Origin of the sequence: Citrobacter sp. wls710, from assembly GCF_005281115.1 — a bacterium.
GTDB lineage: Bacteria > Pseudomonadota > Gammaproteobacteria > Enterobacterales > Enterobacteriaceae > Citrobacter > Citrobacter werkmanii.
The window spans coordinates 37178-49555 of sequence record NZ_SZXD01000040.1 but is presented as its reverse complement, the minus strand read 5'-3'; the positions used below and the strand labels follow the sequence as shown (position 1 = coordinate 49555).

General features: G+C 51.2%; 10 protein-coding genes. 5 read left to right on the top strand and 5 right to left on the bottom strand.

The genetic code is table 11. The features are described from left to right. Position 1 precedes the first annotated feature (1 nt). Complete coding sequence (locus FDX14_RS19485) at positions 2-1411, bottom strand: PTS fructose transporter subunit IIC (protein ID WP_072014804.1); 1410 nt, start codon at positions 1409-1411, stop codon at positions 2-4. Between the two features lie 180 nt (positions 1412-1591). On the opposite strand from FDX14_RS19485, the gene FDX14_RS19480 reads away from it, so the two are divergent. Next, positions 1592-2251 (top strand): MurR/RpiR family transcriptional regulator, encoded by a 660-nt coding sequence (locus FDX14_RS19480; RefSeq protein WP_042312717.1) that lies wholly within the window; start codon positions 1592-1594, stop codon positions 2249-2251. A 4-nt stretch (positions 2252-2255) separates the two neighbouring features. Here FDX14_RS19480 and FDX14_RS19475 read toward each other — a convergent pair whose 3' ends face one another. From FDX14_RS19475 to treR, 4 genes are all read right to left on the bottom strand, one after another. Beyond that, positions 2256-2999: an oligogalacturonate-specific porin KdgM family protein gene (locus FDX14_RS19475; protein ID WP_061382756.1), complete on the bottom strand. Its 744-nt coding sequence runs from the start codon at positions 2997-2999 to the stop codon at positions 2256-2258. Positions 3000-3160: 161 nt separating this feature from the next. Beyond that, positions 3161-4813, bottom strand: coding sequence for an alpha,alpha-phosphotrehalase (gene treC, locus FDX14_RS19470; protein WP_061382757.1), 1653 nt, complete (start codon positions 4811-4813; stop codon positions 3161-3163). A 49-nt stretch (positions 4814-4862) separates the two neighbouring features. Beyond that, positions 4863-6281, bottom strand: a complete 1419-nt coding sequence (gene treB, locus FDX14_RS19465) for a PTS trehalose transporter subunit IIBC (protein WP_042312710.1) — start codon at positions 6279-6281, stop codon at positions 4863-4865. 110 nt (positions 6282-6391) lie between these two features. Continuing rightward, positions 6392-7339 (bottom strand): trehalose operon repressor TreR, encoded by a 948-nt coding sequence (gene treR, locus FDX14_RS19460; protein WP_042312708.1) that lies wholly within the window; start codon positions 7337-7339, stop codon positions 6392-6394. 190 nt (positions 7340-7529) lie between these two features. On the opposite strand from treR, the gene mgtL reads away from it, so the two are divergent. The 4 genes from mgtL to FDX14_RS19440 all read left to right on the top strand — a co-directional run bounded on the left by mgtL (position 7530) and on the right by FDX14_RS19440 (position 12361). Then, positions 7530-7583 (top strand): mgtA regulatory leader peptide MgtL, encoded by a 54-nt coding sequence (gene mgtL / locus FDX14_RS25330; RefSeq protein WP_137350111.1) that lies wholly within the window; start codon positions 7530-7532, stop codon positions 7581-7583. 144 nt (positions 7584-7727) lie between these two features. Continuing rightward, entirely contained in the window at positions 7728-10436 is a 2709-nt protein-coding gene (gene mgtA / locus FDX14_RS19450) for a magnesium-translocating P-type ATPase (protein WP_137350084.1), read from the top strand. A gap of 375 nt (positions 10437-10811) precedes the next feature. Then, complete coding sequence (locus tag FDX14_RS19445; RefSeq protein ID WP_137350083.1) at positions 10812-11789, top strand: TRAP transporter substrate-binding protein; 978 nt, start codon at positions 10812-10814, stop codon at positions 11787-11789. A gap of 62 nt (positions 11790-11851) precedes the next feature. Then, on the top strand, positions 11852-12361 hold the full coding sequence (locus FDX14_RS19440; RefSeq protein WP_079225607.1) for a TRAP transporter small permease: 510 nt from the start codon (positions 11852-11854) through the stop codon (positions 12359-12361). Positions 12362-12378 lie beyond the last annotated feature (17 nt).

The window sequence follows — 12378 nt, the reverse complement described above, 5'->3', positions numbered from 1 at the left end:
TTTACTTTCCTGAATTTGTTGCCAGTTTCGGGCTGAAGAAAAGCACGCCTAACGCGCACACCAGAGAGCCTGCGAAAACACTGATTAGATAACCCGTAACGTTGGTGGCAAGCGGCCATCCCCAAACGGCAGGCAGCGGTAAAGATTGTTTGACACCTAACGTTGTGGCAATGAGTGCGCCTGCCATTGCCCCGACCATAAATACCGGGATCAGACGGGGATTCTTCAGAATAAATGGGATCGCGCCTTCAGAAATCCCAATGAAACCCAGTAGCAGTGAAGTGCTACCGATAGTTTTTTCTTCGCTGTTAAATACGTTAGGAAGGCCGAAGCGGTTATTGAGCAATGCAGCAATGCCGACGCCGATTGAAGGGATGACAATGGCCAGCTCTCTGGCGGTTAAATCGAAGGTCTCACTCACGCCGTTAAGTCCCAGAGCCACTGAACCCGCCGCTTTGTTAATCGGCCCGCCGAGGTCAAAAGCAGTACCTGCTGCAATCATCAGCGAGTAAAAATTGCGTCCAGAGTCGCCAGCAGAGGTAAAAAAGGTCACCATCGCCTGGTTTAGTGCGCCAAAAATTGGGTTAATCAGGTACTGCATGACAATCACCAGCGTGATACCGGTGCATATAGGCACAATCAGCATGGTTTTTATAGTGGTAATTTGCGGACGTACTTTTATCGTATCGTTGAGCCACTGCACCAGATGACCGACAAAAAAGCCGATTGCGATAGCGCCAAAAAATCCCGAGGGCATAAAACCTTCGAGATCAAAAAAGCGCTTATAGACTTCGTCAGACATAATACCGCCGATAAGGCCAGGTATTAACGCCGGTTTTCCAGCGATAGAAAAGGCGAGATACATGGCGAATACCGGGTACATAAACTTGATGACCATAAAGCCCAGTTTATCCAGCACCTCAAACGGTGTTCCGTTGATGGGAATGAATTGCCCGGTTATTTTCGCTACCGCCATGAGTAATCCACCGAGCACCACGACAGGCAACATATAGCTAATTGCCGCCATAATATGTCCGATAAAGATCTGCCAGGCGGAACGGCGTTCTTCTGGTTCGTCATTGGCGGTAGTCGTATCTTTATCCAAAGCCAGCGCCCGATGAATAGAGTGGTCGGTATTCTTGATTAGTTCCTGCGTACGTATTTTGAGATGAGGTACGTTCTCAAAACGTTCGGCATCCTGGACAGGGACATCAACCGCCAGGATGATAGCATCAGCACTGGCGATATCTTGACGGGAGAGCTTATTTTTAACTCCGTCGCTTCCTTGTGTTTCGACCTTAACGTTAAAGCCGTTTTCTTTTCCCCAGGCGACAATTTTGTTGGCCGCCATAAATGTATGCGCAATACCTGTAGGGCATGCTGTTACTGCAACTATTTTTTGTGGTGTCATTGTCAAATCTCTGAAAATAGAACTACAGGAATTATAAAGAGAAATAAAAAGTCCAATAAACGTTTGGTGATACTTATTGCGTATGGGGATACCTGAAACATGATAGTGTGATTCACATTGCAGTGTCTGGTATAAGATACGGGTATGATCAATCTATCTTTAGTTAAAGAGTGCTGTTTTATGAATTCTTTTCAAGGTAATGAAAGGTTAATATTTGAATATATACAGTGTCATGCACATGAAATCTCTGGTATTTCCGCCAAAGTGATTGCTACCGAGACGTTCACCACCACCACGTCCGTGAATCGAGTGTGTAAAAAAATGGGGTATCAAAGCTATACCGAATTGCGGTATCAGTTTTCACGAGACAGACGTGTCGCGGAGCCGGTGAAATTTAGCATAGGAAACGAAAAAGAAGAGCTGATAATACAACTATGTAACCAATTGATTAATTCAAGTCATATATTTTTATATTCACGCGGGGCATCGCTGACCAGTTTGAATTATCTTTCTCGTTTTCTTTCGCTGGCGAGTTTGCCCCATTTAATTCTCAATGACATTCACCAGCTCACACGGGTTTCCCAAGGAACGCTGGTGCTCATCAGTAAATCAGGTGAAACTGCCTCGTTAGTTGAAATGGCAAGAAATGCGTTGCGTAAAGGGCTAAAAATAATTGCGATTACCAAGAGAGGATCAACATTAGCGACGCTGGCAACACTGTGCTGGCCTCTGGACATTGATATTGATGCGATTTCTTTATACCAACGGGAAGGCCAGCTTGAACTGCTTACTGTGGTTGACCGCATCGGTTGCTATTTGCTGCAACACGATGCGGCGTGAAACATCAGAGCTGCTTAACAATCCCCAGACGCACGGCGTAATCATTTTCATGATCCCCGTGGTCATTGATGTAGGTTTTATCAAGAGATACTAACTCAACATACGGGGTCCAGCCATCGTCCAGTTTATAATTGAACGCCACGGTATGCTCCCAGTATGTATCATCACCTGTTCCCTGGTCGACACCATCCTGCCAGCGGAAACGAGGATTATAAGACATACCAAAATTACCAATATTATAGGCAAACCAGAGATCGAACTGGTGTGACTCGCGGCGAGTGTAACCGCTACCGTCTAATTTTCTGTCACTGTGGGAGTCGTTTATTGTGTTATAGCGATAGCGCGCTGAGAGATTAAGTCCATTATCAAAAGATTTCCAACCCTGAATAAAAGGTCGATAGTGCGTGTTGCTGGAAGTAAATACAGTAACTAAACCTGGTGCAATTGCATAACCATTACCTAAGTCAAAACGCCAGCGAGTTTCTATTTCTTGAGCTGCTTCAGTCACACCTTTATCATCGGGATCGTTTCTATCGGTATCGCCAAAAAACGTGTCATTGTGATTTTGTGCAGCCTCAACGGAAAAATAAAAACCGTTGTCAGCCTGATGCATAACTTTAATTCTTGAGTCATTTGCTTCAGAGTTTGTGTTATGACCAAAGCGTAAATCAACTGCAGTATTCCCACACCATCCTTGGCTGCTAATCAGTAATGCTGAAATAGTACATGTTCTAATAAGATTTTTCATAATATCCTGCCGGGTAATATAATAAGAGGCAGGTGTATTTTTATTTTATTCCCCAGAGCTTGTAAATTTTATCATGGTACATTTCAGGTATCGCTATACATCCCATACGAACTGCGTAATTGAAGATACGAATAACGACGCTTATCCGTATCTTTGCGCCATTATTTTTGCACCCACCAGACGGCTTCAAAAGGACGCAGCGTCATGTCAACGGGTTGGCTGGCGACCTCGGCATAGTTGTGCATAAGCACTTGCCAGTTTCCGTCGGTATGAGTCGGTTGCCAGTTCTGGAAGGTATTGCTCAGGTTGGCAATGACCAGCAGCCGCTGTCCTTGCCATTCACGCTGATAACACCATACGTGTGGGCTGTCTGGGAACAGATCCTGGTAGTCGCCCCAGGTAATAACCGGCTCCGTTTTGCGCAAGGCGATCAGCTTCTGATAGGTGTAAAACACGGAATCGGCGTCATCAAGCGCGGCCGCCACGTTAATATCCGTCACATTGTCGCACAGTGCGATCCACGGCTCGCCCTGGGTAAATCCGGCATGTTTGCTGCCGTCCCATTGCATCGGCGTGCGGCTGTTATCGCGGGATTTACTGGCGAGGATTGCCAGCAACTCTTCGGCATCGCGTCCCTGGCCGTTCAGTTCCGCGAACATGTTAAGGCTTTCTACGTCGCGGTAATCGGTAATCTGGCGGAAGTGCGGGTTGGTCATGCCAATCTCTTCCCCCTGGTAGATATAGGGCGTGCCCTGCATGCCGTGCAGCACCATCGCCAGCATTTTGGCGGCTGGCACACGGTATTTCCCTTCCTCGCCAAAACGCGACACGATGCGCGGCTGGTCGTGGTTACACCAGAAAAGCGCGTTCCATGCCTGATTGTGCATCCCTTGCTGCCAGTGGCGGAACAGAGTTTTGAGCGCCACGTAGTCCGGTTTGGCTAACGTCCATTTTTCACCGTTGGGATAATCCACCTTCAGGTGGTGGAAGTTAAAGGTCATCGACAGTTCGCTGCCGTCCAGCGCGGCGTATTGCTGGCAGTTTTCCAGCGTGGTGGAAGACATTTCGCCGACCGTCATCAGGTTACGTGGCGTAAAGACGTCGCGGTTCATCTCGCGTAAAAACTCATGCGCGCGCGGACCATCGGTATAAAAACGGCGGCCATCGCCGTCGGGATCGTTCGGGAAGTCCTGATCTTTGGAGATAAGATTGACTACATCGAGGCGCAGGCCGTCCACGCCGCGAGCGGCCCAGAACTCGCAGACTTTTTTCAGCTCGGCGCGTACCGCCGGGTTTTCCCAGTTCAGGTCGGCCTGCTCCGGGGCAAAGAGATGCAGATAATACTGCTCGCTTTCGGCGTGCCAGCCCCAGGCGCTGCCGCCAAATTTTGACTGCCAGTTGTTCGGCGGGGTGGTCGGTTCGCCGTCACGCCAGAAATAAAACTGACGATACGGGCTGTCTTTATCCAGCGCCTCACGAAACCAGGAATGCTGGGTTGAGGTGTGGTTAAACACCATATCCAGAATAATGCGTATGCCGCGCGCTTTCGCCGCTGCTACCAGTTCGTCAAAGTCTGCAAGCGTGCCGTAAGCCGGATCGACAGACATGTAGTCGGCGACGTCGTAGCCGTTATCAACCTGCGGCGAAATGTAGAAGGGTGTCAACCAGATGGCATCAACGCCCAGTTTTTGCAGATAGTCGAGACGCTGCGTTACGCCGCGTAAATCACCCGTGCCGCTGCCGGTGGTGTCCTGAAAGCTCTTGGGGTACACCTGATAGATAACGCCGTTTTGCCACCAGTGTGGAATATTCATTGCTGTTTCCTGGAGATACGATGGGGCGCAACTGCGCCCCGAAGAAAAGTTAAACAATCTGTAATGTGCCCTGACGGTATTTACGCTGGTAGACGAATGAGGTCAGTACCATCGGGATAACAATCGCGATGACCATCGCCATGCCAAATACCTGCCAGTAAGTTGGCTGAATGGAGAGGATTCCCGGCAGGCCGCCGACGCCAATGCCGTTCGCCATCACGCCGTTCAGGCCGCACAGCAGACCGGCGAGACCGGAGCCGATCATCGCGCACAGCATCGGGAAGCGGTATTTCAGGTTGATGCCGTACATCGCCGGTTCCGTTACCCCGAGATAAGCCGAGATCGCCGCAGGTACTGATATTTCGCGTTCATTGTGTTTGCGGCTGGAGATAATGATGCCGACCACCGCGGAAGCCTGAGCGATGTTTGACAGCGCAATCAGCGGCCATACCGGCGTACCGCCCATGCTCTGGATCATCTGCATGTCGATAGCCAGCGTGGTCTGGTGTACGCCGGTGATCACCAGCGGCGCATACAGGAAGCCGAACAGCGCCGCGCCAATCGGCGCAAAGCTGCCGGTCATCAGATGACGAACCGCGAACGCCACGCCGTCGCCGATCATGCGGCCAAACGGACCGATAAAGGCGTGCGCAAGGAACACCGCGAGGATCAGCGAGCACACCGGGACGATCACCAGATACAGATAATCCGGGACGATGCGTTTCAGGCGCGTTTCAATAAACCCGAGCGCCAGACCGGCCAGCAGGGCCGGAATAACCTGCGCCTGGTAGCCCACTTTCTCAATGCTGAACAGGCCGAAGTTCCACACTTCCGGCACCTGTTGACCGAGCAGATAGGCGTTCATCAGCTGCGGCGAAACCAGGGTCACACCCAGCACAATACCGAGGATCGGCGTGCCGCCCATTTTCTTCACTGCTGACCAGCAGATCCCGACAGGCAGATAGAAGAAGATCGCTTCGCCAATCAGCCACAGGAAATCGTAGAGGGTTTTCAGCGACGGATGCATCTGCGCCAGCGTCTGCCCGTTACTCATTGGCAGATCGCCGATTACATTACGAAAACCTAAGATCAAGCCGCCGCTAATCAGCGCAGGCAGCAGAGGGAAGAAGATCTCTGCAAAATGGGAAATCAGCTGTTCATGCCACTTCATATTCTGCCGCGCGGCTTTTTTCGCCTGCTCTTTGTCGGCACTGGCCTGGCCGGTGGTCGCCAGCAGTGCTTTGTAGTAATCGCCCACCTCGGTGCCAATCACTACCTGAAACTGCCCGGCGTTGGTGAAGCAGCCTTTGACCATCGGCAACTGCTCGATCTCTTTCGGCCTGGCATTCGCAGGCTGATTCAGTACAAAACGCAGGCGAGTGATGCAGTGACTCACCGTAGCGATATTGTCGCGCCCGCCTACCAGCTCAATCAGCCGGTCGATGTCTGCTTGTTTTACTTTGCTCATTATTAAGCCCTGTTGTTGACCTGCCGCCAGAGTATCTCTTCGATGAATATTTAAAAATGGGAACGTTCCCGAAACGCAGCGAAGATCACAAATTAGCGCTCAGAAAGCGATCAGGCGAGGGTGGAGGGAATAACGATTTGTCGCAGTTCGCTACGGCCGTTGATCTGCTCGATCAGCTGTGAGGCCGCTTGTCGTCCGGCCTCAGCGTAGCCTGGATCGACGGTGATAATTTCCGGATGGAGGAATTTCATCAGCGGTGTGCTGCCCACACTCGCCAACTGCAGATTTTCAATCCGCTGCTCCTGCAGATATTTGCTGACCCCAAGGGCAAGGGTATCCGTCGCACAGACTAAGGCGGTGGTTTCCGGGGTGATGACACTGGCGGCCTGCTCATAACCCTGCTTCATGGCCAGACCCGGCAGTGCGGCAACCGGATGCAGTTTGTGTTTCTTACAGAATGCCAGGTAGGCTTCATGACGGCGCTTACCAGTGGTCACGTCGCTATGGGGAACACCAAGAAAGCTAATATGGCGGTGGTCGCGATCGTATAAACGCTGCATCAGGTTATGAATAGCACCCTCATCGTCATAGCAGACGGAGGCAAAGCCTTTGGCATCTCTGGCCAGCAGTACCAGAGAATCCTGCCAGGAAGTGAGCATCGTTTCGGTAATGCCGGTAAAACCAAACAGCACCACACCGTCAATATTGCGGCGTCTGAGCATGCCCAGATGTTCTTCGACCAGTTCAGGCGAGAACTGGCTTTCCATCATGATCGGATCGTAACCCTGCTCATAAAAAGCGGGCAGCATGGTCTGCACAGCGAGATTTTCTGAAAGAGAATCCAGGCGCGTAACGATAATCGCCACCACCTTGTCGCTTTGCCCACGCATGGCGCGTGCGGAGCGGGAAGGGGAAAAACCGTGCTGATTCATCACCGCTTCGACGCGTTCACGAGTACGTTCGCTGACGCCGCTTTCGTTGTTGAGAACGCGGGAAACCGTGGATTTCCCCACACCGCTTAAGCGGGCGATGTCTTTAATGGTCAGCCGATTTTGCATCCTGTTTTCCCGTGTCGCGTGTGAAGTTATGCCAAAAGAGAATAACTTTACTCAAGCACAGTGCAATGGGCAAAGTCTGGTATACGTTTGGTTTAGTTTCTATGGTTTATCATACCGCCATAATTGCCACAAACCTTATGGTTTTCTGCGTATAATCCGCAGCGCTTATCTTTCACTTACCGGAGGCTATATGGATCCCGATCCCACCCCTCTCCCGAGACGGAGAAACAAAACTTTCCGGTAAGCCTGTCTTTCACTGTCTTACCGGATGCGTAAGACAGTGACGTTCTGACGTCCCTGTTGTGATTTGAAAATTGCCATCAGGCAAGGCTTTGCCACGCCTGAAGGATTTACTGCGCCCGTTAAGACTGGCGCAGGGGGACTGCCTATGTTCAAAAATATGACTCGCCAGCTGTTTGCCCGGCTTAACCGCCATTTACCGCATCGTCTGGTACATCGCGATCCGTTGCCCAATGCGCAAACCGTTGCCAGCACGCCGATCCCGCCCTCACTGAGCGAACATTGCCTGAAAATGGCGCTGATGGACGAAGCCGCGCTGTGGAAAACGTTTGGCGCGCACCCGGAAGGATTAAACGCTACAGAGGTCGAGAACGCTCGTGAAATCCATGGCGAAAACCAGTTGCCGGCGCAGAAGCCGTCGCCGTGGTGGGTGCATCTGTGGGTCTGCTACCGCAATCCGTTTAATATTCTGCTGACCATTCTTGGCGCCATTTCCTATGCCACTGAGGATCTGTTTGCTGCTGGCGTCATCGCGCTGATGGTCGCCATCTCGACGCTGCTGAATTTTGTGCAGGAGGCGCGTTCCACCAAAGCAGCAGACGCGCTGAAAGCGATGGTCAGCAACACCGCCACGGTGCTGCGTGTGATCAACGAAAAAGGGGAGAACGGTTGGGTTGAACTGCCGATCGACCAGTTGGTACCCGGTGACGTTATTAAGCTCGCGGCAGGGGATATGATCCCGGCGGATTTACGTATCGTCCAGGCGCGCGATCTGTTTGTGGCGCAGGCTTCGCTGACCGGTGAATCGCTACCCGTGGAGAAGGTCGCAACCAGCCGCGACCCGCAGCAAAGCAACCCGCTGGAGTGCGATACCCTGTGCTTTATGGGCACCAACGTGGTGAGCGGTACAGCGCAGGCTATCGTGATTGCGACCGGAGCCAATACCTGGTTCGGGCAACTGGCGGGCCGCGTCAGCGAGCAGGAAAGCGAGCAGAATGCCTTCCAGAAAGGGATCAGCCGCGTCAGCATGTTGCTGATCCGCTTTATGCTGGTGATGGCGCCCATTGTGCTCATCATTAACGGCTATACCAAAGGCGACTGGTGGGAGGCGGCGCTGTTTGCGCTGTCTGTTGCGGTGGGGCTGACCCCGGAAATGCTGCCGATGATCGTCACCTCGACGCTGGCGCGCGGGGCGGTGAAGCTGTCTAAACAAAAGGTCATCGTCAAGCACCTTGATGCCATCCAGAACTTTGGCGCGATGGATATCCTGTGCACCGATAAAACCGGGACCCTGACCCAGGATAAAATTGTGCTGGAGAATCATACTGATATTTCCGGCAAACCCAGCGAGCACGTTCTGCATTCTGCGTGGCTGAACAGCCATTACCAGACCGGGCTGAAGAATCTGCTGGATACGGCGGTGCTGGAAGGCGTGGATGAAGAATCTGCCCGCCAGCTCTCTACCCGCTGGCAAAAAATCGATGAGATCCCGTTTGATTTCGAACGTCGCCGCATGTCGGTGGTGGTTGCTGAAGAAACTGATGTACATCAGCTGGTGTGCAAAGGCGCGTTGCAGGAGATCCTCAGCGTCTGCACCCAGGTGCGCCACAACGGCGAGATTGTCCCCCTGGATGAGGGCATGCTACGTCGGGTAAAACGCGTCACGGATACGCTGAACCGTCAGGGGCTGCGCGTAGTGGCGGTGGCCACCAAGTACCTGCCCGCGCGTGAAGGTGATTACCAGCGTATTGATGAGTCGGATTTGATCCTCGAAGGCTATATCGCGTTCCTCGATCCGCCGAAAGAGACCACCGCTCCGGCGCTGAAAGCGCTGAAAGCCAGCGGTATTACGGTGAAAATTCTCACCGGTGATAGCGAGCTGGTGGCGGCAAAAGTGTGCCATGAAGTGGGGCTGGATGCGGGCGATGTGGTGATTGGCAGCAGCATTGAAGGGTTAAGCGATGACGAACTGGCAAAACTGGCCCAGCGCACCACGCTGTTTGCCCGCCTGACGCCGATGCACAAAGAGCGCATTGTTACGCTGCTCAAGCGTGAAGGCCACGTGGTTGGCTTTATGGGCGATGGCATCAATGACGCTCCTGCGCTGCGCGCGGCGGACATCGGTATCTCTGTTGATGGCGCGGTCGATATTGCGCGTGAAGCGGCAGATATTATCCTGCTGGAAAAGAGCCTGATGGTGCTGGAAGAAGGGGTGATCGAAGGACGCCGTACCTTTTCTAACATGTTGAAGTACATCAAAATGACCGCCAGTTCTAACTTCGGTAACGTGTTTAGCGTACTGGTGGCGAGCGCCTTTTTGCCGTTCCTGCCGATGTTGCCGTTGCACTTACTGATCCAGAACCTGCTGTACGATGTATCCCAGGTGGCGATTCCGTTTGATAACGTCGACGAAGAGCAGATCAAAAAACCACAGCGCTGGAATCCTGCTGAACTGGGCCGCTTTATGATCTTCTTTGGGCCGATCAGCTCGATCTTTGACATTCTGACCTTTTGCCTGATGTGGTTTGTTTTCCATGCCAATACGCCAGAGCATCAGACATTGTTCCAGTCGGGCTGGTTTGTGGTGGGCCTGCTGTCGCAAACGCTGATTGTGCATATGATCCGTACCCGTCGCGTGCCGTTCATCCAAAGTCGCGCCGCATGGCCGCTGATGCTAATGACGCTGGTCGTGATGGTGGTGGGTATTGCATTACCGTTCTCGCCGCTGGCCAGCTATCTGCAATTGCAGGCGCTGCCGCTGAGCTACTTCCCGTGGCTGATTGCGATTCTGGCGGGCTACATGACATTGACCCAATTAGTGAAAGGTTTTTATAGCCGTCGCTACGGTTGGCAGTAAACATCAAACTTCTCAGCAGGATGGTGTAAATACCATCCTGCATTTCTCTTTTTCATTCGAAAGATATTCCCACGAAATATTAGTGTTTTATTTTTATTGAAATACTAGCGGAGGGAATTAGTATCAAATCGCCTTCCTTGCGTTGTTTTTTTATCAAGAAAACGATCTGCGTTGCAAAAATGAAACACTGTGCTAAAAATTATTAGCATCTGCGATTTTTTGTGAACACAGTCATCGAAATAAATTGTTACACCAGCTAGTCTGCACAGGTAACGTCGTTAAGAAAGTTTCTCGCTGCTCGTTTTAATTCCGGCAGTCATTTGCTCTGCAAGCTATTCCTGTTAATGGATATTATGAACTTCTGGAGAAGGACAAATGAAACTGACAAAAAAACTGTTAAGTCTGTGTATTGGCGCGTCCGTATTACTGGCGAGTTATGCAACGCTGGCACAAACTTTTCGCGCCGCGGATGTGCATCCGGCTGATTACCCGAACGTTGTCGCAGTGAAACATATGGGGGAGAAACTCAGCGCTGCGACCGATGGCCGTCTGGAGATTAAAACATTTCCAGGTGGCGTGTTAGGTGATGAAAAACAGATGATTGAGCAGGCGCAATTAGGCGCTATCGATATTATTCGCGTCTCAATGACGCCTGTTGCCGCCATTCTTCCTGAAATTAACGTGTTTACCCTGCCGTATATCTTTCGCGATGAAGACCATCTGCATAAGGTCCTTGACGGCATGATCGGTCAAGAGATTGGTGACCGTCTGACGGCTAATACGAAATCGCGGTTGGTATTTCTTGGTTGGATGGATGCCGGGACGCGCAACCTGATTACCAAAAATCCGGTGGTGAAACCGGAAGATTTACACGGTATGAAAATCCGCGTTCAAGGGAGTCCGATAGCGCTGGATACCCTAAAAGCGATGGGAGCTAACGCCATCGTGATGGGCGTCAGCGAAGTGTTTAGCGGTATGCAAACCGGCGTTATTGATGGCACAGAGAATAACCCGCCAACATTTGTTGCGCACAACTATTTACCGGTCGTTAAAAACTATACCTGGAGCAAACACTTTATTATTCCTGAGCTTTTTCTGTTCTCCAAAGCCAAATGGGATAAATTGAAAAAAGAAGACCAGGAACTCATTATTAAGCTCGCCAAAGAAGCGCAGATAGAACAACGCAAACTTTGGCAAGAATATAATGCGAAATCTTTGGAGACCATGAAAGCCAATGGCGTTCAGTTCCACGATATTGATACTGAATATTTCTATAAAGCCACGCAGTCAGTGCGGGATAATTACGGTAAAGACCACCAGGATTTGATCAAACGTATTCAGGATGTGAAGTAATTCATCAGGCGGAGGGAAGCAATCCTCTGCCTGAGTCTTTTGATTAATTCGAGGTGATAATTATGGGTGAATGCTATTCATCGGTAATGGATTTTCTTTATCGGGTCTCTATGTGGATTGCCGGTGTCGCATTATTGGTTATGGTCGCTATTATCCCCATTGGCATATTTGCACGCTATGTCCTGAACAATGCCCTGTCATGGCCTGAACCGGTCGCCATTCTTTGTATGGTGACGTTCACCTTTATTGGCGCGGCGGTGAGCTATCGCGCAGGTTCACATATCGCGGTGAGCATGGTCATTGACCGTCTGGGGGAGTCCGCCCGTCGTTACTGCTCGATTGTCGCAGATATCATGTTGGTGGCGATCAGCCTGTTTATTCTCTGGTATGGAACCAATCTGTGTCTTGAGCTGTGGGATCAGCCCGTAGCGGAATTCCCGCTTTTAAGCGCCGGGCAAAACTATCTGCCGTTGCCGATTGGCTCCGCTATCACGCTGTTGTTTATCGCAGAAAAGATATTTCGCGGCCCGCAGTATCAACGTCCCGTTGTCATGCTGGGTTCAACCAGCTAGTTACCGCCCCCATTTTA